The sequence below is a fragment of the Collinsella ihumii genome, assembly GCF_900046475.1.
Classification (GTDB): Bacteria; Actinomycetota; Coriobacteriia; order Coriobacteriales; family Coriobacteriaceae; genus Collinsella; species Collinsella ihumii.
Window position 1 is genome coordinate 45,186 of sequence record NZ_FCOU01000011.1, and the last position, 19,681, is coordinate 64,866.

Annotated in this window: 20 protein-coding genes and 1 pseudogene; 9 read left to right on the forward strand and 12 right to left on the reverse strand. The window is 63.8% G+C overall.

Translation table 11 applies throughout. The features are described 5' to 3' along the window. The first annotated feature begins 184 nt into the window (after positions 1 to 184). Positions 185 to 934, forward strand: coding sequence for a cyclase family protein (locus BN3789_RS08970; protein WP_066833267.1), 750 nt, complete (start codon positions 185 to 187; stop codon positions 932 to 934). 481 nt (positions 935 to 1,415) lie between these two features. Here the strand turns inward: BN3789_RS08970 and BN3789_RS08975 are convergent, their stop codons facing one another. Next, positions 1,416 to 1,631, reverse strand: coding sequence for a helix-turn-helix domain-containing protein (locus BN3789_RS08975; RefSeq protein ID WP_187119135.1), 216 nt, complete (start codon positions 1,629 to 1,631; stop codon positions 1,416 to 1,418). 492 nt (positions 1,632 to 2,123) lie between these two features. Further along, positions 2,124 to 2,609, reverse strand: a complete 486-nt coding sequence (locus BN3789_RS08980; protein ID WP_079989230.1) for an ATP-binding protein — start codon at positions 2,607 to 2,609, stop codon at positions 2,124 to 2,126. 118 nt (positions 2,610 to 2,727) lie between these two features. Here BN3789_RS08980 and BN3789_RS08985 point away from each other — a divergent pair, with 118 nt between their 5' ends. Beyond that, positions 2,728 to 3,018 carry a type II toxin-antitoxin system RelB/DinJ family antitoxin gene (locus tag BN3789_RS08985; protein ID WP_066833271.1) on the forward strand — a complete coding sequence of 97 codons (291 nt, stop codon included), beginning with the start codon at positions 2,728 to 2,730 and terminating at the stop codon, positions 3,016 to 3,018. Between the two features lie 2 nt (positions 3,019 to 3,020). Continuing rightward, positions 3,021 to 3,329 carry a type II toxin-antitoxin system RelE/ParE family toxin gene (locus tag BN3789_RS08990; RefSeq protein WP_066833273.1) on the forward strand — a complete coding sequence of 103 codons (309 nt, stop codon included), beginning with the start codon at positions 3,021 to 3,023 and terminating at the stop codon, positions 3,327 to 3,329. A 688-nt stretch (positions 3,330 to 4,017) separates the two neighbouring features. Here BN3789_RS08990 and BN3789_RS08995 read toward each other — a convergent pair. The 4 genes from BN3789_RS08995 to BN3789_RS09010 all read right to left on the reverse strand — a co-directional run bounded on the left by BN3789_RS08995 (position 4,018) and on the right by BN3789_RS09010 (position 9,212). After that, positions 4,018 to 4,779, reverse strand: coding sequence for a Fic family protein (locus tag BN3789_RS08995; RefSeq protein WP_202615111.1), 762 nt, complete (start codon positions 4,777 to 4,779; stop codon positions 4,018 to 4,020). Positions 4,780 to 5,359: 580 nt separating this feature from the next. Next, the gene (locus tag BN3789_RS09000) at positions 5,360 to 7,390 is read right to left on the reverse strand and encodes a PTS fructose transporter subunit IIABC (RefSeq protein ID WP_066833275.1); all 2,031 of its coding nucleotides are present in this window, start codon (positions 7,388 to 7,390) and stop codon (positions 5,360 to 5,362) included. Positions 7,391 to 7,495: 105 nt separating this feature from the next. Then, the gene (gene pfkB, locus BN3789_RS09005) at positions 7,496 to 8,434 is read right to left on the reverse strand and encodes a 1-phosphofructokinase (protein WP_229254302.1); all 939 of its coding nucleotides are present in this window, start codon (positions 8,432 to 8,434) and stop codon (positions 7,496 to 7,498) included. A 16-nt stretch (positions 8,435 to 8,450) separates the two neighbouring features. Continuing rightward, positions 8,451 to 9,212 carry a DeoR/GlpR family DNA-binding transcription regulator gene (locus tag BN3789_RS09010; protein ID WP_066833282.1) on the reverse strand — a complete coding sequence of 254 codons (762 nt, stop codon included), beginning with the start codon at positions 9,210 to 9,212 and terminating at the stop codon, positions 8,451 to 8,453. A 344-nt stretch (positions 9,213 to 9,556) separates the two neighbouring features. Here BN3789_RS09010 and BN3789_RS09015 point away from each other — a divergent pair, with 344 nt between their 5' ends. From BN3789_RS09015 to BN3789_RS09025, 3 genes are read left to right on the forward strand one after another with little or no spacing between them, the layout of a single operon-like run. Next, positions 9,557 to 10,303 (forward strand): AzlC family ABC transporter permease, encoded by a 747-nt coding sequence (locus BN3789_RS09015; RefSeq protein WP_229254304.1) that lies wholly within the window; start codon positions 9,557 to 9,559, stop codon positions 10,301 to 10,303. Continuing rightward, the gene (locus BN3789_RS09020) at positions 10,300 to 10,623 is read left to right on the forward strand and encodes a branched-chain amino acid transporter permease (RefSeq protein ID WP_066833288.1); all 324 of its coding nucleotides are present in this window, start codon (positions 10,300 to 10,302) and stop codon (positions 10,621 to 10,623) included. The genes BN3789_RS09015 and BN3789_RS09020 overlap by 4 nt, the downstream gene beginning before the upstream one ends. A gap of 32 nt (positions 10,624 to 10,655) precedes the next feature. Continuing rightward, positions 10,656 to 11,468 (forward strand): HD domain-containing protein, encoded by an 813-nt coding sequence (locus BN3789_RS09025; protein WP_147569652.1) that lies wholly within the window; start codon positions 10,656 to 10,658, stop codon positions 11,466 to 11,468. Between the two features lie 177 nt (positions 11,469 to 11,645). On the opposite strand, the gene BN3789_RS09030 is transcribed toward BN3789_RS09025, so the two are convergent. The 4 genes and pseudogenes from BN3789_RS09030 to BN3789_RS09040 all read right to left on the reverse strand — a co-directional run bounded on the left by BN3789_RS09030 (position 11,646) and on the right by BN3789_RS09040 (position 15,231). Next, positions 11,646 to 12,437 (reverse strand): electron transfer flavoprotein subunit alpha/FixB family protein, encoded by a 792-nt coding sequence (locus BN3789_RS09030; RefSeq protein WP_229254305.1) that lies wholly within the window; start codon positions 12,435 to 12,437, stop codon positions 11,646 to 11,648. A 250-nt stretch (positions 12,438 to 12,687) separates the two neighbouring features. Beyond that, positions 12,688 to 12,846 (reverse strand): annotated as a pseudogene (locus tag BN3789_RS13290) (4Fe-4S dicluster domain-containing protein); the annotation flags it as partial. Continuing rightward, positions 12,837 to 13,637, reverse strand: a complete 801-nt coding sequence (locus tag BN3789_RS09035; RefSeq protein WP_066833294.1) for an electron transfer flavoprotein subunit beta/FixA family protein — start codon at positions 13,635 to 13,637, stop codon at positions 12,837 to 12,839. The pseudogene BN3789_RS13290 and the gene BN3789_RS09035, both read right to left, overlap by 10 nt. A gap of 4 nt (positions 13,638 to 13,641) precedes the next feature. Then, positions 13,642 to 15,231 carry an FAD-binding oxidoreductase gene (locus BN3789_RS09040; RefSeq protein WP_066833297.1) on the reverse strand — a complete coding sequence of 530 codons (1,590 nt, stop codon included), beginning with the start codon at positions 15,229 to 15,231 and terminating at the stop codon, positions 13,642 to 13,644. Between the two features lie 265 nt (positions 15,232 to 15,496). Here BN3789_RS09040 and BN3789_RS09045 point away from each other — a divergent pair, with 265 nt between their 5' ends. Together BN3789_RS09045 and BN3789_RS09050 are read left to right on the forward strand one after the other, a co-directional pair. Next, entirely contained in the window at positions 15,497 to 15,694 is a 198-nt protein-coding gene (locus tag BN3789_RS09045) for a hypothetical protein (RefSeq protein ID WP_066833299.1), read from the forward strand. Positions 15,695 to 15,906: 212 nt separating this feature from the next. Continuing rightward, complete coding sequence (locus BN3789_RS09050; protein ID WP_187119136.1) at positions 15,907 to 16,626, forward strand: DUF554 domain-containing protein; 720 nt, start codon at positions 15,907 to 15,909, stop codon at positions 16,624 to 16,626. Positions 16,627 to 16,721: 95 nt separating this feature from the next. Here BN3789_RS09050 and BN3789_RS09055 read toward each other — a convergent pair whose 3' ends face one another. Then, positions 16,722 to 17,141 (reverse strand): peptide deformylase, encoded by a 420-nt coding sequence (locus tag BN3789_RS09055; RefSeq protein ID WP_066833301.1) that lies wholly within the window; start codon positions 17,139 to 17,141, stop codon positions 16,722 to 16,724. 156 nt (positions 17,142 to 17,297) lie between these two features. Here BN3789_RS09055 and BN3789_RS09060 point away from each other — a divergent pair, with 156 nt between their 5' ends. After that, a complete protein-coding gene (locus BN3789_RS09060) occupies positions 17,298 to 17,912 on the forward strand; it encodes a tRNA (cytidine(34)-2'-O)-methyltransferase (protein WP_066833373.1) in 615 nt (204 codons plus the stop codon). Between the two features lie 330 nt (positions 17,913 to 18,242). On the opposite strand, the gene BN3789_RS09065 is transcribed toward BN3789_RS09060, so the two are convergent. Beyond that, on the reverse strand, positions 18,243 to 19,673 hold the full coding sequence (locus tag BN3789_RS09065) for an amidophosphoribosyltransferase (RefSeq protein ID WP_066833304.1): 1,431 nt from the start codon (positions 19,671 to 19,673) through the stop codon (positions 18,243 to 18,245). Positions 19,674 to 19,681 lie beyond the last annotated feature (8 nt).

A 19,681-nucleotide genomic window follows, 5' to 3' on the forward strand; every position in this document is an offset into this window, starting at 1 on the left:
GCGTGTCAAAGCGTCCGCTCTGTGACATCGGCCCCGTGGTGAAAACCTTAAGTCAGTGTTTCCCAAGGACATCGTTGAACACGCCGCCCCTTCTCAGGGCGGGAATCGATTCGGAAACACACGCCTGCTACCATCGTGATCAGGGGCCGATGTTGTGCCCGTTCCGCAAGAGAAAGGACGACCCATGAGCCTGTGGACCGAACTCGACAAGCTGAAGAGCGCCACCTGGGTGGAGCTCTCCCATCCGCTTACCGACGACAGCCCGTACTGGGCAGGCATCCCGGCGGGGTCGGTGGAGCTCTGCCGCACCGTGTTCGACTACGACGAGGAGATGCTCTCCTGCCGTATCCATACCTACAAGTTCCCGGGTCAGTTCGGCACGCATATCGACTTCCCCAACCACTTCACACCCGGCGCCGCCGGCGCCGAAGCATACGGCGCCACCGACATGGTGATGCCGCTCGTCGTGATCGACCTCACGCCCAAGATCGCGGCAGAAGGCCCCGACGTGGCCATCACGGTCGACGACATCGAGGCGTGGGAGACGGAGCACGGCCGCATCCCCGCCGGCGCGTTCGTGGCGCTGCGCACCGACTGGTCGAAGCGCTGGCCCGACAACGAAGCGCTCAACAACTTCGACGACGAGGGCGGCGAGCACTGCCCCGGATGGTCCATGGGGGCGCTGCAGTTCCTCTACAACGAGCGCGACATCGCCATGAACGGCCACGAGACGTTCGACACCGACGCGAGCTATCTTGCCGCCGAGGCAGGCGACCTCGCCTGCGAGCGATGGGTACTCGACCAGGGCCACCTGCAGGTCGAGGTGATGGACAACCTCGACAAGGTGCCGGCGACCGGCGCCATCGTGTTCGTGAGCTGGCCGCGCATCGAGGGCGCCACCGGCCTGCCTGCGCGGGTTGTCGCGGCTTATTAGTTTTTGCTTTGGTGAGATTGAGGACCGTCCCCGCCTCCGGAGCGCTTGATGCCGCCGGGGCGGGGCTTTTCATGGTTTGGGGCTTCCGAAACGCGTAAGGGAATCGCTGTACCCGCCCGTGCACGAAACCGCACCTTGGTAAAAGGTTTTAGCAAGGTGCGAGAGCACTTCGTTTTGAATTTGGTATCAACTCTTGGGCAATAAGGGCCGCTTTTGGGCGAATCGGAGGCGCCTCCCGGGCCCCCTGAGATAAACCAAGCAGAGAACCCGCAGGTCACAGTCTTGTCAGATATGGCCGTTTCCCATCTATACTTCCCGATTTGATACCAAATTCATTTTTTGAATATAGTAACCCCCTCTGTCCTGCGGTTTTGCGGCGCGATTTCCCCACCGCGCTCTTAACGGTAGCTTCGGATAGGCCTACAAGCCCTTTTGAACATCGCTCTCAGAAGCGATGTTCGGTTGCGACCCCGCTGCCCCATCACGCCCTCCGCTCTGCATACAAATCCATACCCAGCATCGTCAGCACGTTGAGGGCTTTGCCTATCTCGGCGGTCTCCTTGCCGTTTTCCAGCTGCGAGAGATACGTGATCCCCACGCCCGACACATCCGCAAGTTCCGTTTGGGTCATGTGCTGCCGTTTTCGCTCGTCTCTGATAAGGCGGCCGAGGTCGGCCGTGTCGGAAAGCGGGATCATGGGGACTCCTTATGCGTTCGCATAAACTGGCAGTGATTCGAGTTTAGTTTATGCGAACGCATAAGGCAAACTGATGCGTGTTGGCTGTTGAGATACTCCGAGATCCTCGGTGAAGTCTGTTGCGGTCCTCGTTTTTTTCAAAAAAGTCTTATGCCAACAATTCATTTTGTATATACTGCCGCGCACGACGGCAGCTGCGTCCGCCAAACGCATGCGAATCGAAGTTCACCGATTCTGGAGTATGGAGCACCGCCTGCCCAGAAATGTTATGGCATCATGGGCGATCTCACGCGCTGACTTCAATCAACAATCGGCTAAGTGATTGACACCCTATGCCAGTGGTATCGTGTTAATGAGTGCCCCGGTGCGACCGCTGCTTGCAAGTCCCCGGGGCCAAGCGCTATCTACAGAAAGCGCCTATACGCTGGAAGCAACCGAAATCGAGTAGTAACCCAATCTGGTAACGCCAATCAGCCCGAACGGTACCGCCTGTCAACAACCGGCGGTACCGCGAGCAGGCTCCCCTGGTACCGATGCGGCTTCCTCCGCTTCGCGAAATACTCGCGCATGCTCGGCCCGTCGAGGTCGATGCGGCGCGTTCCGGTCACCCATCATGTCGGCCAACCTGGCGAAGCACGCGGTGAACAGCCCGCGGCACACAGCGTCACCGAGCGTCCGTCCGAGGAAGCTCTTGCTGCACCCCATCTTCGAGATCATGGCGACGACCTCGCAGGCCTCGACCCGCTCGCACTCCGAGAGACGGGCGACGCGGCTGCGGCCGAGTTTTCGCTCCCTCGGGAACGCGACGCCCTCGACGCAGGTGGAGGGGGACTTGAGGCGGACGTCGCGCACGAGCTTGGCGACCTTGCGGTCGCGACAGGCGGAGGTCTCCGCCTCGATCGGCATCTCCATCCGCTCCTCGAAGGCATGGCGATCGCAGAAGTCGTCCTCGACCATTTCGCGGAGCCTTTCGTCCATCGCTTGAGTGGTGATATTGGCTGTTAATCAGCTCAATCGTTTGTTTCTAATGCATATGCATAGCGATTATAGGGTAGATTGCTATATAGCTAAAATAGTCCAGTAGAAGGAGCTGACCATGAGTACAACCACCATCACACTTGATGACGACGTTAAGCGCCAGACCGTCGAAATTCTCGACTCCATCGGCATGTCGCTGAGCGGCTACTTTAACCTCGCCGCGCGCCAGCTCTGCATCACCCGGCGCGTGCCGTTCGACATCGTCGCGCCCGAGCCCGAGCCCACCGAGAAGACGAGGCGCGCACTCGTCGCTGCAGAAGCCAAGGCCCTCGGCCTTATCCCCGATGACGCCCCCGGCTTCACCGATGCAGACGAACTCATCTCGTTCCTCGACAGCCAGGGGGAGTAACCGTGTATGAGGTCAAACCCGAACCGCAGTTCCAGACCGACTACCGGCGCGTGATGCGTGAACACCCCGAGCTAAAACCTGAATTCCGGGCCGCCGTCCGCGAACTCATGCAGACGGGCAGCGTCTCGGAACACTACCGGCCCCACGTGCTGCAAAACCCCGGAGGAAACTACAACGGGCATATTGATTTCCATCTCTCCGACGGCAAAACAGATGTGATCGTCCTCTACGTCCCCCACAAGACGAACCCGATAATCCGTCTCGTCCGCATGGGATCGCATGACGAGCTGTTCCGTGGCAAGGTGCGGTAATTGGACGAAGCGTTTTCGATACATGCATTCGATCTCTTCTAGAAATGCAAAACGAACCGTTGAAGCATCGGATCGAACTCGCCGGGAGTCTGCTACCCTCGCGAAGAATGGCGCTATTCGCCGTTTCCACACATGTTGCGCAAGTGCACAATAAAACAATCTGCCCCGTCTGGTTGCAGGCGTGTGCTCCTTAATTGGAGGTCTCCGAAAGTCTGCCTTTCGCAATGAATCCCTCGCCGCATAGGATGACCGGAGGCAGCAGGAAGTTGTTGGCATCATGGGCGACCTCACGCGCCGACATAATATGGTTCCATCTTCTGCAGCTCGAGCGTCGTATTGTCCGGCGCGATCAATTAATGCGTACTCCCACCCTAGGTTACCGCCCAACGTGGCAAGGACGGTCCGGGGGATAAAGCCACTCAATACGAGCCCTACGACGACGTCCCGACCATCGGTTTCATCGTTATATTTCGAGGAATACCTCCGCAGCAACGCGCACCTTATCTACCGGTGCGCCGCGAGCAAAGGGGTCGGAGTCGCCTAACCCAATTCTTGTAGAGCGATATCGTACCCGCTCCGGTGCTCACTCGCTGTCGTCGTCGCACAGCACGCGCTCACCATCCACCAAACTCAGCACCTCATGAAACAAGGCCGCTTCCTTTGTGGGCGCACCATAGCCGCATGGTCCTCATGCCCCCAGCGAGGGGTCGATTGCCAGATACTCATCCAGCCGAGTCTCCTCAAGCGCAGCCACCATATCCGCAAAGGGGCCGAGCTCGCCGTGCACGGCATGCGCCTCAAGCGCATCGTAGTACTCGATTCGCTGCTCCTTCGCAACGGGCACCGGCAGAAAGCCGGCGAGCATGAGCTGGTAGTTCATGAGCATGCGCGCCGTGCGCCCGTTGCCGTCCACAAACGGATGGATGCGCACGAGCTCAGCGTGGGTCCATGCCGCAAGCTCTATGGAGTTGCTGTCCGCCGTCCCGGCAAGACGCGCAAAGAATTCCTTGACCTGCGCGTGCATATCCTCCCCAACAGGCGGCACAAAGCCGGCGCCGGGTATACGCACCCCCACGTTGCGATATGTACCGCCCGGCAGGATATTCTCGAGCAGGAGCATGTGGATATCCTTGGCGATGTTCTCCGTTGGCGCATCGCCCTTGGCAACGTGTTCTTTCACGTAGTTGAACGCCTTGCGATGGTTTGCTACTTCGTAAATCTCGCGCAGGAACTTGCCGCCGACCGACAGTCCGTCCTCCAAGATCGCCTTGGTCTGCACGAGCGTAAGCGTGTTGCCCTCGATGGCGGTGGAGTTGTGCGCATATTCAACGTCAAAGCTGCGCTCGAAGCTCTCCAGCGCCACAGGATCGATAGCGCCCAAGATGACGTGCAGCCGATCACGCTTGCCGCATATGCGGCTGTAGTCCATATGAAGCGTGCCTCGTTTCATCGACCGGTTCCTCTACTCCATCATGAAGCAAAGCCCGCACCGCCCTGCCACCATTATGGAGACACGACGGACACAACCGCACCGGTTCTGCCGTCACGCAGAGGGTCATGAATATGTATGGCTCAACCCAGCGCTAGATTCAGGCAATTTGACAGGCATGAGATGGGGACCGGAAGATCAACGCTGGACCCAGCATGAAACGACCCTGTATAACGGAGAAAAGGTACACATTTTGAAGGGGTGTCCGTTTAACAAAAGGCAAGAGTGGGCCACGCGTGAGGAGCTGCGGTTTCTTTACACGCCGCATCGCGTCCGTGTGTATAATGGGGTCCGTAATATGAACCTAAAAAGGTGTACTTTTTGATGTCCTCGCCAGGCCCTCTACCTGCGCGAACACCTCGCTTCGCATGCCCGCGACCCAAAACAACGGACCGCGCATCCACCGGCGCGCCAAAAACTCCCTCACACACCGACACACAAAAAAGACCCGATCCGGCACATGACCGAATCGGGTCTTCCCCAACATATATCTAACGCGTGCCGAACTACGCGGCCCCGTTCGCACCAGGCTCAGCTGGTACTAACGCTCCAAACCGGACACCTCTGCAGGCAGCGGCTTCTTCAAGAAGGACAGGATCAGGCAGGCGACCACCGCGCCGACAACGAGCGCGAGAAGGTACATGACCGGGTTGCCGATGACCGCGATCACCCAGGCGCCACCATGGGGCGCAGGACTCGTGCAACCAAAGCCGGCAGACATCGCGCCCGCGATCGCGGCGCCGACGATGCAGGAAGGCAACACGCGCCCGGGATCGGCCGCGGCGTACGGAATCGCGCCCTCGGTGATGAACGACAGGCCCATGATGTAGTTCACGATGCCCGCCTTGCGGTTCTCGAACGTCCAGCGGTTCTTGAAGATCGTCGTGGACAGGGCGATCGCCAACGGCGGGACCATGCCGCCGATCATGACGGAGGCCATGATGATCTGACCGGTCGTGGTGCCGTCGGCGAGCATGGCGGTGCCGAACACGTACGCGGCCTTGTTGAACGGGCCGCCCATGTCGACCGACATCATGCCGGCGACCACGGCGCCCAGAAGCACGAGGTTGGTCGTGCCCATGCCGTTCAGGGCGGCCGTGAGCCACGAGTTGATGGCTGCAAAGATCGGGTTGAGGGCAAGCATCACGAGCCCGATCAGGAAGATCGCGATCAGCGGATACAGCAGCACCGGCTTGATGCCCTCAAGCGAGTCGGGCAGCTTATCGCACAGCCTCTCGAGGCCATACGTCAGGTAGCCGGCGGCGAAACCCGCGAACAGCGCCGCGATGAAGCCGCCCGAGATCAGCGCGGCCTGCGCGTCGGCGTCCATGGCGCTGGAGAGGTAGCCGAGCGTGAAGCCCTGCTTGGCGATCCAGCCGCCCACAAAGCCAGGCGCCAGGCCGGGGCGGTCGGCGATGGACATGGAGATGAAGCCCGCGAGGATCGGCAGCATGAAGTTGAACGCCTGGTTGCCGACGAGGTTAAAGAACGCGGCGAGCGGGGTGCTGGAGCCATAGGAGCTCGTGCCCATGCCGGCCTGGTCGAGCAAGAAGGAGATGGCCATGAGGATGCCGCCGCCCACGACGAACGGCAGCATGTGGGACACGCCGTTCATCAGGTGCTTGTAGACAGTGGAACCGATGCCCTCGGTCGAGGCGGACGCCGCCGGCGCGGACGAGCCGCCCTCGGCGTGGCAGATGGGCGCCTCCCCGTTCATGATGATGTTGATGAGACGCTCCGCGTCGTTGATGCCGGCAGAGACGTTGGTGGAGTACAGCGGCTTGCCGTTGAAGCGGGAGAGCTCGATGCCCTTGTCGGCGGCGATGATGATGCCGCGGCACGCGGCGATCTCCTCGGCTGTCAGCGCGTTCTTGGTGCCGACCGAGCCCTGGGTCTCGACCTTGATGGTGACACCCATCTGCTCGGCGACCTTCTCGAGGTTCTCGGCTGCCATGTAGGTGTGCGCGATGCCCGTGGGGCACGCGGTGATGGCGAGCACCTGCGGAAGGCCCGGATCTGCTGCGGCGTCTGTGCCGGCTGCGGCAGCGGCAGCCGCCTCGCGGGCGGCCTTGGCCTCGGCGGCCTTCTTCTCCTTCTCCGCCTGCTCGGCATCGTGGGCGGCCTCGGCCGTATCGATCACCGACAAAAACTCGTCGACCGTCTTGGCGGCGCGCAGGGCATCGGCAAAGTCCTCGTGCATGAGCAGCATCGAGAGCTTGGCGAGCACCTCGAGGTGCACGTTGGCCTGACCCTCGGGGGCCGCGATCATGAAGATGAGGTCGGAGGGCTTGCCGTCCGGCGCGTTCCAATCGACGCCCGCGGGAACCGTGATGGCGGCGAGACCGGGGCGCACGACGGCGTCGGTCTTGGCGTGCGGGATGGCGACGCCCTCGCCCACCGCGGTGCTGAACTGCGACTCACGCTCGAGCACCGCCGCGCGGTACTTCTCGCGATCGCTGATGGTGCCGCTCGCATCGTGCAGGTCGACCAGCACGTCGATGGCATCCGCCTGCGTGGCGGCCGCGACTCCCAGCTTTACCCCATTCTTACTGAACAACTCGGTTATTTTCATAGCGAACCCCTTTCCCCGGCATAAGCCAGCCCAGCCGCCAATATCTGACGGGCTCTGTAGGAACAGATTTGATATGGGCGACGCGCGAATTTTGCGCGCGAGCCGTTAACGATTGAAGGCGGCGAGCAGCGCCTCGACCTGGTCTCGCTCGGCGAGGCCCAGCGAGAACGCGCTCGCGGACCCCGTGCAGACGCCCATGGCAAACGCCCGCTCGACATCGCCTGCGCTCTCCAGCCAACCGGCAATGAAACCCGCGACCATCGAGTCGCCCGCGCCCACCGAGTTCACCACAGTGCCCGCGGGCGAGGGCCCTTCGACCACCTGGCCGTCCTCGGCGACCAGAACCGCGCCCTCCCCCGCCATCGAGACGAGCACGTTGCGCGCGCCGCGCTCCTGGAGCTTCTTCGCGTACGGAACCACCTCGTCACGTCGCTTGAGCTCAACGCCGAAGATCTCGCCCAGCTCGTGGTTGTTCGGCTTGATGAGGAAGGGCTTGAACGGAAGGACGTTGACGAGCAGGTCGCGCGTGGCGTCGACCACGATGCGGATGCCCCGGCCCTCCAGGCGCTTCATGATGCGCTCGTAGATGTCGCCGGGAAGCGCCGCGGGCACGCTGCCGGAGATGACCAGGATGTCGTCGGTAGCGAGCGCATCGAGCTTGGCGTACAGTTCATCGATGTCGCGCTCGTCGATATCGGGGCCGATGCCATTGATCTCGGTCTCCTCGTTCGACTTGACCTTGACGTTGATGCGGCTCATGCCGTGGCTGACCTCGATGAAGTCGGTGTCGATGCCCTGCAGCTGAAGGCGGCGCGCGATCTCGTCGCCGGTGAACCCGGCAAGAAAGCCGAGTGCGCAGCTCGGGTGGCCGAGGTTCTTGAGCACGATGGACACGTTGATGCCCTTGCCGCCCGCCATGACGGTCTCGCGCGTCACGCGGTTGACCGCGCCGAGCGCAAGGTCGTCGACTGCCACGACGTAATCGAGGCACGGGTTGAAGGTGACGGTGTAGATCATGGAAGGGCTCTCTTTCTTGGTCGACATGCCTGGTTTCTAGCGCCTAGCGCCCGTCCTGCCCGACTGCGGCGCAGATGATGTTCGCTGCGTCCGCGAGCTCGGGCGGGATGGACTCGGTGATGACGGTCGCATCGTCGAAGTCGGCGAAGGCGACCGGGGAGACGACGGAGAACTTGCTGGAATCGCAGAGCACGAAGGGGCGCAGGGTGCGCGAGAGCGCGATGCTCTTCACGACCGCCTCGCCGGTTTCGGGCGTGGTGAAGCCTTCGTCCGGCGTGGCGCCGTTCGTGCCGAAAAAGCCGATGGTGAAGCGGTAGCGGCGCAGCGCCTCGACCGTCTGCTCGCCCACAAGGGCCTCGGTGACCTGCTTGAGCTCCCCTGCCGGCACGAGCACGCGGCAGCCTTTGACGAGCAGCGCATGGGCGTTGGCGATGGAGTTGGTGAGGTAGGTGGCGTGCGTCTCCGTGATGAAATCGACGAGGCGCTCGGTCGTGGAGCCGGAGTCGATGTAGACGAAATCGTCGGGACTGATCAGCGAGGCGGCGCGGCGCGCGATCGCCGTCTTGGCCTCGGTGTTGACGCCATGCCGCTCGTTGACGGATTGATCGGACGCGACAACGGTGCGCGCGACGGCGGTGGCGCCGCCGTGCACCTTCACGATACGGCCCATCTGGGCAAGACGGGTCAGATCGCGGCGCACCGTGGATTCAGAGGCGTCCAGACGCTCCATCAGCTCGTTTGCCGTCATGGACCCATGCTCGTTGACCAGGTTGACGATGGTTTGAAGACGATCTTCCGCAAGCATCTGCGCTCCTCTCTATCGTGTCCAGCGAATGGCATCAAAACCATTCAAAAACATTCTAATTCGTTCACAACGAGAGCTTAGCACCAGAACCGTTCACTATCGGTCAAAATCGTTCATCGTACGTGAACGGTCGATTTCTCCAGGTGAACGGTTTTGAACGTCTCTGACCGATTTTGGTGCAAATTGGGGACGTACCTTGCGCGTGCATTCATGCACGCGCAAGGTACGTCCCCAATTTGCACCACGTCATCGGCCCCGGCAGCGTCCGACCCCAACGGCGCACCGCTTGCGCTATCCTTGTTCTTCGTATGCAACCCAACCGTATGGAAGGCAGGCGAATCCCCGTGACGAGACCCGGCACCAAGACCGCTGCGTTCAAGCAGGCCCTGCCGCTGTGCGTCCCCATCATGGCGGGCTTCGTCTTCCTCGGCATCACGTGCGGCGTGTACTCGAGCTCGCTCGGGCTGCCCTGGTGGATGCCGACGCTCATGTCCATCGCCATCTTCGGCGGCTCGGCGGAGTTCGTCGTCGCGTCCATGCTGCCGGGCGCGTTCGACCCGCTCACCGCCTTCCTCGTCGTCCTCGTGGTGCAGGCGCGCCACCTGTTCTACGGTCTGTCCATGCTCGAGCCGTTTCGCGGCATGGGCAAGAAGAAGCCCTACCTGATCTACGCCATGTGCGACGAATCGTTCTCCATCAACTATTCGGCCCACGTGCCCGCCTCGATCGATCGCGGCTGGTTCATGACGTTCGTGAGCCTGCTCAACCAGGGCTCCTGGGTCGTCGGGTGCACGCTCGGCGGCATCTTCGGCAGCATGATCCCCTTGCATGTCCAGGGCATCTCGTTCGCCATGACGGCCCTGTTCGTCGTCATCTTCATGGACCAGTGGCTCTCCGAGCCGAGCCACGCGAGCTCGCTGACCGGCCTTGCCGCCACGGCGCTCGCCCTCATGGTCTTCGGACCCGACAGCTTCTTGATCCCCGCCATGGTCCTCATCCTGGTCGTGGTCACCGCGGCGCGCGCCAAGCTGGAGCCCGTGTACGGCGATGCGGGCGAGGCGGGCGACGATTCGGAGGGTGAGTGCGCATGACGGTCATCCAGCAGATCATCACCGTGCTCGTGGCAGGCGCCGCAACCGTCCTCACCCGCTTTCTGCCGTTCGCGGCGTTTAGGCACGGCGCCCCGCGCTACATCCGCTACCTCGGCGACGTGCTGCCCGGGGCGGTCTTCGGCCTGCTCGTGGTCTACTGCGTGAAAGACGTCGACGTCATGGGAGGCTATCACGGCGCGCCCGAGGCCATCGGCATCCTCATCACCGCGCTTTCCTACCTGTGGCGCCGCGACATGCTGACGTCCATCCTCGCGGGCACCCTGTCCTATATGGTCCTCGTCAATCTCGTATTCGTCTGATGCGGGCGGCACGCGCAGCCCGCCTTGAGGAGATGACCGTCTTGCACATCGATCGCACGCGCGCCCTCGAGGCGTTCAACAGCTACGTCGCGCCCTACGACGCGGGCAATCCCCGCATCGCACTCAAGGTGGCGCACACCCTGCGCGTCGCGGACGTGTGCGATGCCATCGCACGCGACGAGGGCTTGGGCGACGAGGGCTGCGACCTCGCGTGGCTGTGCGGCCTGCTGCACGACCTCGGCCGTTTTGAGCAGCTGCGCCGATGGGACACCTTTGACGACTCCTGCAGCGCCAGCCATGCCGCGCTCGGCGTGCGCGAGCTGTTCGAGAGCGGCCCCGAGGCCGCGGGCAGCATCCGGCGCTTTAGCCCCTCGTCCGAGGAGGACGACCTCATTCGCGAGGCCGTCGGGCAGCACAGCGCACTGCGCGTGGACGATCGCCTCGATGCGCGCACGCGGCTGTTCTGCGACCTCGTGCGCGACGCCGACAAGATCGACATCCTGCGCGTGGCGAGCGAGAGCAGCGTGCAGACGATTCTGGGCATCGACGAGCACGCGTTTTTGGACAGCAGCATCTCGGACGGCGCGCGGCGCGCCTTTGCCGAGCGCCGCTGCGTGGCGCGCTCCGAGCGCACCGAGCCCGCCGACTTCCTCGTCGGGCTCATGGGGTTCATCTTCGAGCTCAGGTTTGCCGCGAGCCTCCGCCTCGTGCGCGAGCAGGGCTACCTGTACCGCATCCTCGACAACCCCTTCGGGCTCGGGCGCCCCTTTGCCGATCCTGCGACGCAGAAGACGTGGGAGCGCATGTGCGCCGAGATGAGGGAACTGGTCGAGAAGGACGCCTGACACCCTCGGCGGAACGGGTTGAAACGAACCCGTCCCCAACCGACCCCTAAATACCCGCTAAGTGTACCCAGCAAGTGTACCCAGAAGCAGCAGTGAGGGCCCTCTGAGAACGATCTCACTCGCACTTCTGGGTACAGTTAGCGGGTATTACACCCCATGTGCACCGTGGACAGCCCATCAGGCAAGTGCGTCGATCAGGGCCTCGGCCACCTCGATGCAGTCGCCGACCACCTTGTAGTGCGCCGCGCCGAATATGGGGGCCTCGGCGTCCTCGTTGACGGCGATGACGGTCTGCGCCCCTCCGATACCGGCCAGATGCTGGATGGCGCCGGACACCCCGAGGCTCACCAGCAGCTTTGGCGCCACCGAGACGCCCGTCTGCCCCACCTGATGCGGGTACTCCAGCCAGCCCGCCTCCACGAGCGGGCGCGTGCAACCGAGCTCCGCCCCGAGCGCGTCGGCGAGCCTGCGGGCGACCGCGAGGTTCTTCTTGGACCCGATGCCCCGGCCCACGACCACCAGGCGCTCCGCATCGGCGATCGAGCGGCCAGCGCCCACCGGCTCCGCGTCCACAACGCGCACGCGCGGCGCCACGGACGCATCGAGCGTCACGTACCTGATCTCGCCCGCGCGGGTCTCGTCTGCCGCGGGTGCGGCGAAGATACCGGGCCTCACCGTCGCCATCTGCGGACGATGGGCCGGGCACACGATCGTGGCCATGAGGTTTCCGCCGAACGCGGGCCTCGTCTGCTGCAGCAGGCCGGTTTCCGGATCCATCGCGAGCACCGTGCAGTCGGCCGTGAGCCCGGTCTTGAGGCGTACCGCCACGCCGGGCGCCAGCTCGCGCCCGAATGCCGTGGCGCCGTACAGGATGACCTCCGGCCGGAAGGCGCGTGCCAGATCGCAGATCCAGTGCGCGAACACCTCGGCGTCCGGGCGGGCAAGGCGCGCATCGCGGCAGACGAGCACCTCGTCGGCACCGGCGGCGACGAGGTGCCGCGGTACGGGTCGTGATGATCGTCGGCGTCTGTCCTGGATACAAGAGTGGCTGGTGATAAGAGAGAGGCGAGCGCGCGCGCGGGAGCAGCTGGAAGGCGACGTCCATGACATGACCGTCGGCATCCACCTGCGCGAACACCCATATGTCCCGATAGCTCGCCAGCTCCTGCGCATCCGCGGCGCCATCCTTGGCGATCGAGATGGCGTCGACCGGGCACGCGTCGACGCAGGAACCGCAGAACACGCAGGCGTCGCTCACCTGTGCGAACTTGCGCGGACCTTCCCATACCAGCTTGAGCGCGGACGACGCGCACGCCTTCACGCAGCGGCCGCATCCGATGCACCGCTCGCGATCGATCGTAAGCCCGCTCATCGACATCCCTCCTCGATCAACGCCGCGAGAGCCGCCGCCTGCTCGGCGGGAGAGCCCTCGATGGCGACCGCCTCCTGCGAGCGCTCGGGAACAAACGACCGCACGACCTGGGTGGGCGAGCCCGCAAGCCCCGTCCGCGACGTGTCGGCGTCGACGTCGGCGGCCGTCTTGACCGCAACGGGCGCTGCTTCCGCCGCCAGCACGCCCGGGATGCTCGGCATCCTCAGCTGCGCCGCGTCCTTGGCGACCGTGATGACCGCGGGGAGATCGACCTCGACGGTCTCGCGACCCCCGTCGCACGCGCGCCTCGCCCACAGGATGCGCCCACAGACCACCGGCTGCTCCTGCACATCGGTGATGCAGGGCATCTCGAATGCGCCGGCGAGCTCCGGGCCGATCTGCGCCGTGTCGCCGTCGACGGCCATCTTGCCGCACACGATCAGGTCGACCGCCTCATCGAGCTGGGAGATTCCGCAGCTCAGGGCATAGGTCGTCGCCAGCGTGTCCGCGCCCGCGAACGCGCGGTCGGAAAGCAGCAGGGCGTCGTCGGCACCGCGCGCAATGCAGTCGCGCAGAAGCCGCTCGGTATCGGGGATTCCCATGGACATGACGCTCACCCGAGTGCGCTCGCCCGCAGCGGAGCGCGCGTCCTTGATCGCCAGCGCGACCTCGAGCGCCGTGGCGTCGAACGGGTTGATGACCGATGCGCGGCCGTCGCGCACGATCGTATGGGTTTCCGGGTCCATCTTGACCTCCGTGGTCGAGGGGACCGCCTTGACGCACACCACGATATGCATGGCCTCACGCACCTCCTTCGCATAGATGCGGATCGAACAGGTTGCCGCGCCCCAGCTGGCAGAAGGGATCGAGCGCGAGCTTCACGCGCGCCATCTCGCGCACGTGGTCCTCGCCGTACATGGCGACAAGGAAGTCGCGCTTGAGCTTGCCGACGCCATGCTCCGCCGAGACGGCGCCGCCCATGGCACTGACCTGCGCCGCCCATGCGCCGAAGAGCTCCTTGCCCGCCTCATAGTCGGCCATGGAGCGCGGCAGCACGTTGACGTGCAGGTGGTTGTTGCCGATATGGCCCCATGCCGCCGACTCGAGGCCCGCCTCGGCAAGGCCGGTCCGGTAGAGCTCGATGACGTCGCGCAGCCGGTCGTCGGGCACCGACATGTCACTGCCGAGCTTGGTGATGCGCGCGTCGGTGCGCCGGCGCTCGTCGATGAGCATGTTGACGCTCTCGGGGACCGCGTGCCTGAAGAAGCGCTGCGTCTCGCGGTCGGTGTCGGTGCGCGCGACCCAGGTGCGCTCCGCGCTGCCGCCTTGCTCGTCCAGCACGTTGCGCAGACGGGCCAGGTCGGCCAGCGCCTGAGATTCGCCATCGCAGGCGAGCTCGACGTACACGCAGCAGCCCCACGCGTCGTCGAGGGCGGGCAGCGACGAAAAGGCGGTGCTCGCCGTGCGCTGGCGGCGCAGGATGTTCAGCGCCTGCGCGTCGAAGTACTCGAACGCCGCGGCGTCGCTGAGTGCGGGGCGCGCCGCGACCGTGAAGTCGACGGCCTGCGCCTCGTCGGCAAAAAAGCAGCTCACACCCCACGTGACGGTCGGAACCGGCATGAGCGCCACCTCGAGCTCGCTGATGACGCCGAGCGAGCCGTCCGACCCGATGAACAGGTCGACGGCATCCATGTCGTCCTCGACGAAATAACCCGAGGCGTTTTTGGTGCTCGGCATGGTATAGGTGGGCAGGTCCAGCTCGATGGCGCGCCCGCCCTCGGTCGTCAGCACGAGGTGCCGGCCGGTCGCGCGCACCGCCCCGCGGGGCAGGTCGAGCACGTCACCGTTCGCGAGCACCACGCGCAGCGCGCTTATGTGCGGGCGCATCGGGCCGTAGCGGTAGCTGCGTGCGCCGGAGGCGTTGCAGGCGGCCATGCCGCCCATGCAGGCCGAGATCTCGGTGGGATCGGTGGCGAAGAACTGCTCGGGCCCGTCGTACATGTGCTTGAGGACGGCGAGGCTCTCGCGGTCCCACCCGTCGGTGGGTAGCGTCTTGTTCGCCAGATGGCGGCGAAGCTCGGACAGGATCACGCCCGGCTGCATGCGCAGATAGTAGGTCCCCGCGTCGTCTCGACGAAGGCCCAGGTATCTATTTGCCCGCGAGAGGTTCATGATGTGGCCGCCCGCGGGAACGGCGCCCGCCGCGAGACCGGTGCGCGCGCCCTGCACCGTCACCGGGACGTGCTCGGACGCGGCCGCAATGCTCGTCAGCACCTCGCGGATCTCCTGCTCATCGCGCGGAAACGAGATCGATTGCGCGTCGCCCGTGCTGCGCGACTCGTCGCGCAGATACGCCTCGTATTCGGCCGTCATCGGTTTTATGTCCACCATGGGCGCACCTTTCTTTACTGAGGTAAAGTGGCAGTGCCCTCGATTATATGAAACGCCGAGGTGGGTTCTGTTGTGGAACGCAATTATGACAAGTGCGTGAACAGCGCATTTTCTATGCAAAACAGAATCTTTTACTAATAGTCACGCCGTCTACCAGCGCGTTTGGGCGATCTGTCGGATGCGCGTCGGAAGCGGGGCAAGAAGCGGCTGCTAGGCTGGGCGCGCTGCTTGCTGCGCGACCGCGCGCCCACGTGAAGGAGGCCCCATGGCTCTGTATCTGCCGAAACAGCACATCGTGATCGACGTCGTGGACGACCCGTGCTCCTCTCCGGTCGATCCGGATGCGTTTCCCGGTCTGACGGTCGTGCCGGTCACCTGCGACGAACTCGCACATCCCGAGCTCATATCGGAGATCTGCGGCCTGCAGTTTCCGCACGTGGCCGCGCCCGCGCAGCAAGCCTGATGGGTTGGCTGGGGACGGGTTCGTTTCAACCCATCGATCGTCGCCGCCCCTCGTCATTTGCTACTATTCCATAGTCGTGAAGATCCCGCCTCCGGCACGATCGGGGGCGTTTTTTCTGGAAACTGCCGATCGACGCCTTCCGAGCCCACCGCGAGAGACCGGCTCGAATAAGGACCGACCGGCATCCCCCACAACTGCAGGAGGTCGTCGGCGTGATCGGACTGGGAACGCTCATCAACGTAGCGTGCATCCTCGCCGGCGGCGTCGCGGGCCTTTTCGGCAGGCGCCTTCTGGTCCCCCGCGTGCAGGAGACCCTCATGAAGGCGACGGGGCTATGCGTCATCTTCGTCGGTCTCGCCGGCACGCTCGAGGAAATGCTCACCGTGAAAGACGGCGCCCTTACCAGCGGGGGAACCGCCATGATGATCGTCTCGTTCGCCGTCGGCTCTGCCATCGGCGAGCTCATCGACCTCGACAGCCGCTTTGTTCGACTCGGCAAATGGCTCAAGGAAAAGACCGGGAGCGAAGGCGACGCGGGATTCGTCAACGGGTTCGTGAACGCATCGCTGGCGGTCAGCATCGGGGCCATGGCAATCGTCGGCGCCATCCAAGACGGCATCGCGGGCGACTGGGGCACGCTTGCCTTGAAGGGCGCACTCGATGCCGTCATCGTCTGCGTGATGAGCGCCTCGTTTGGGAGGGGCTGCCTGTTCTCGGCGCTGCCCGTGGCGGTCATCCAGGGCTCCATCACCCTGCTTGCCCAGCCCATCCGCCCCATCATGACCGAGGCGGCGCTTTCCAACCTCTCGCTCGTAGGGTCCATGATCATCTTCTGCGTGGGCGTGAACCTCATCTGGAAGGGCACGTTCAAGCCGGCGAACATGCTGCCCGCCGTGGTGATCGCCGTCATCTGGGCGCTCGTGGTGCCATAGGGAAACACTGATGGGGACCGCCGATAATCGATTGATTTCGCGCCGGGTTCCCCTGTGGTGGGCGCCCGGCGCGAAGTGAACTGGCCAGCGGTTAACTAGACCAGCTTGCCGTTGCAGTGGTCAATCATGTGCTGGATCATCTGGGCTTCCCAATCGGTGAAGTCGCGACGACGGTTCTTGAGGGCGCCGTCGACCAGCTCGTCGTAGCTGACCTTGATCTTGATGAAGCGGGTGACCTTGTGGGCGTCCTCGTGCGACAGGCAGCGCTCCTCGCACTTGAACGCGCCGAGGCCCAGCATCATCTTGGGGTTGTACATCACGTGAACCTGGTCGTTGTCGTCCTTGTAGACGGCGACGGCCTTGGTCACGCCGATCTGGTTGGCGGCCAGGCACACGGCGTCGTCGATGGACTCCATGGTATCGATCAGGTCCTGGGCGATGGCGGCATCTTCGGCCGTCGCGGGCTCGCAGGGCTGAGAGAGGATGGCGTCGTCGTGCACGAGCTCTTTGATCATGAACTGTCCCTTCAAAACGTGCAGGTTGGGTGCGGGCGCATTGCGCGCCCCAAGATAGTAGCGCAAAACGCACGGTAAGGCGGCGCGCCCACGTAAAGAGCAGCAGCGTGCTACCTTAAGGGAGCCGCATCAGACACCGACCTCATGGAGGGGCGCATGCTCAACATCGTGCTTTTCGAACCCGAGATTCCCGCCAACACCGGCAACATCGGCCGGACCTGCGTGGTGACTGGCGCGCACCTGCATCTGATCGAGCCGCTCGGGTTCTCGCTCGACAGCAAGATGCTGCACCGCGCGGGCCTCGGCTATTGGGACAACCTCAACGTGACGGCGTATGCGAACTGGCAGGATTTCCTCGATCGCTGTGGGCTCGCCGACGACGCGGGACTCAAGCGCCTGCATCTGCTCACCAAGAAGGCGCAGCGCACCTACGTGCAAGCGACCTATCGCGACGGGGACTACCTCGTCTTCGGAAAGGAGAGCTCGGGGATTCCCGAGGAGCTGCTCGCCCGCTACCCGCAGCGCTGCGAGCGGATACCCATGCTGCCCGACGAGACGGCGCTCGCCAACCGCGACAGCTGGCAAGCGCACGAGCAGGCCTTGCACCCCAATGCCGAGCGCGCGGCCTCTCCCCTGCTCAGGCAGGATATCTGCGGGAACTTCATCGACACGAGCGACTATCGCATCAGCGCCCTCAACCTCTCGAACGCCGCCGCCGTCGTCTTGTTCGAGGCCCTGCGGCAAACGGGCTTCCCCGGGATGGGCGCCTAGAAAAAGGGGCGGGGGAGGCCGATGACACAAAATGGGCAGTTTGGCACGCTAAAGGGGGCCTACAAGCACTCTTAGCGTGCCAAACTGCCCATTTTGTGTCATTGACCCCCCCTTTCTCTGGATCTCTGGGGAAGGCGGGGGATACCCCGTTTGCATCATCGGCCAATACCCAGACGACACTCGAAGAAAGTCCTGTCGTCCTTCTCTATAAAAACCGTCGCCGGCGCCAGAAGGTCGAAAACTCGCGACCTCCCAACGCCGGCGACGGATACTCGCTTACCTGCGGGGAACGATGGGTTGGAACGAACCCGTCCCCGATCAACCCATCGGTTACTCTTTGCCGTCCCAGCAGTAGGTGCACACCTTCGACGGATCGATGCCGATCGCCTCGAGCATGCCGGACAGGCTCTGGTAGCCCAGGCTGTCGAAGCCGAGCTGTTCGCAGATGCGGCGTAGCAGGCAGCCTCCGCGCTCGGTGGAGCTGTCGGCGTACTCGTCGAGGTGCTTGTCGCCCTCGGGACCCTCGAGCTCGCGCACGACGCGGCGGGCGATAAGGTCCATGTCCGACTTGCCGCGCGAGAACGACAGGTACTTGCAGCTGAACATGATCGGCGGGCACGCGGAGCGCATGTGCACCTCTTTGGCGCCGGCCTCGTACAGGAAGTTGACCGTCTTGCCGAGCTGCGTTCCGCGCACGATGGAGTCGTCGACGAACAGCAGCTTCTTGTCGCGGATGAGCTCGGGCACCGGAATCTGCTTCATCTCGGCGATACGGTCGCGCACGCTCTGGTTGGTCGGCATGAAGGAGCGCGACCAGGTGGGCGTGTACTTGATGAACGGGCGGGCGAACGTGGCCCCGCACTCGTTGGCGTAGCCGATGGCGTGCGGCAGGCCGGAGTCGGGCACGCCGGCCACGTAGTCGACCTCGGGCAGCGTGCCGGCCGCGGCCTCGTCGCGCGCCATGATGTGCCCGTTGCGGTAGCGCATGACCTCGACGTTCACGCCCTCGTAGTTGGAGTTGGGATAGCCGTAGTACACCCAGAGGAACGCGCAGATCTTCATCTGGTCACCGGCGGGAGCCACCGTCTCGTAGCCGTCGGCCGTGATGCGCACGATCTCGCCCGACCCGAGCTCATATTCGTCTTCGTAGCCGAGCTTGTGGTAGACGAACGACTCGAACGAGATGCAGTAGCCCTCGCCGTTCGCATCGCGGCCGATGAGCACCGGCAGGCGCCCCATGCGGTCGCGGGCGGCGAAAATCGTCCCGTCCTCGGTCATGACGAGCAGCGTCAGCGAGCCCTTGACGGCCTTCTGGGCGAACATGATGCCCTCGACCAGGTCTTCCTTTTGATTGATGAGCGCCGCGACGAGCTCGGTGTTGTTCACCGCGCCCGAGCTCATGGCCATGAACTGGGAGCCGCCGCGCTCGAAGTAGTCCTCGATGAGCTCGTTGGCGTTGTTGATGATGCCGACCGTCGTGATGGCGAACGTGCCGAGATGGGAACGGACCAGCAGCGGCTGCGGGTCGGTATCACTGATGCAGCCGATACCGCTCGTACCGTGGAAATGCTCCAGGTCCCCATCGAAACGAGAACGGAACGGCGTGTTCTCGATGGAATGGATCTCCTTTTGGAAACCGCCCGTACCCTCGCAGAACACCATGCCAGCGCGCCTTGTGCCCAAATGGGAATGGTAGTCCACGCCGAAGAATACGTCGAGCACCACGTCGCGCTTGGATGCCGCACCAAAGAAACCGCCCATGAAACCCC

Bases quoted from the DNA above. Each gene is read 5' to 3' on its own strand.
- BN3789_RS08970 (WP_066833267.1), top strand. From the start codon at position 185: ATGAGCCTGTGGACCGAACTCGACAAGCTGAAGAGCGCCACCTGGGTG.
- BN3789_RS08975 (WP_187119135.1), bottom strand. From the start codon at position 1,631: ATGATCCCGCTTTCCGACACGGCCGACCTCGGCCGCCTTATCAGAGAC.
- BN3789_RS08980 (WP_079989230.1), bottom strand. From the start codon at position 2,609: ATGGACGAAAGGCTCCGCGAAATGGTCGAGGACGACTTCTGCGATCGC.
- BN3789_RS08985 (WP_066833271.1), top strand. From the start codon at position 2,728: ATGAGTACAACCACCATCACACTTGATGACGACGTTAAGCGCCAGACC.
- BN3789_RS08995 (WP_202615111.1), bottom strand. From the start codon at position 4,779: ATGAAACGAGGCACGCTTCATATGGACTACAGCCGCATATGCGGCAAG.
- BN3789_RS09000 (WP_066833275.1), bottom strand. From the start codon at position 7,390: ATGAAAATAACCGAGTTGTTCAGTAAGAATGGGGTAAAGCTGGGAGTC.
- pfkB (WP_229254302.1), bottom strand. From the start codon at position 8,434: ATGTCGACCAAGAAAGAGAGCCCTTCCATGATCTACACCGTCACCTTC.
- BN3789_RS09010 (WP_066833282.1), bottom strand. From the start codon at position 9,212: ATGCTTGCGGAAGATCGTCTTCAAACCATCGTCAACCTGGTCAACGAG.
- BN3789_RS09020 (WP_066833288.1), top strand. From the start codon at position 10,300: ATGACGGTCATCCAGCAGATCATCACCGTGCTCGTGGCAGGCGCCGCA.
- BN3789_RS09025 (WP_147569652.1), top strand. From the start codon at position 10,656: ATGACCGTCTTGCACATCGATCGCACGCGCGCCCTCGAGGCGTTCAAC.
- BN3789_RS09035 (WP_066833294.1), bottom strand. From the start codon at position 13,637: ATGCATATCGTGGTGTGCGTCAAGGCGGTCCCCTCGACCACGGAGGTC.
- BN3789_RS09040 (WP_066833297.1), bottom strand. From the start codon at position 15,231: ATGGTGGACATAAAACCGATGACGGCCGAATACGAGGCGTATCTGCGC.
- BN3789_RS09045 (WP_066833299.1), top strand. From the start codon at position 15,497: ATGGCTCTGTATCTGCCGAAACAGCACATCGTGATCGACGTCGTGGAC.
- BN3789_RS09055 (WP_066833301.1), bottom strand. From the start codon at position 17,141: ATGATCAAAGAGCTCGTGCACGACGACGCCATCCTCTCTCAGCCCTGC.
- BN3789_RS09060 (WP_066833373.1), top strand. From the start codon at position 17,298: ATGCTCAACATCGTGCTTTTCGAACCCGAGATTCCCGCCAACACCGGC.
- BN3789_RS09065 (WP_066833304.1), bottom strand. From the start codon at position 19,673: ATGGGCGGTTTCTTTGGTGCGGCATCCAAGCGCGACGTGGTGCTCGAC.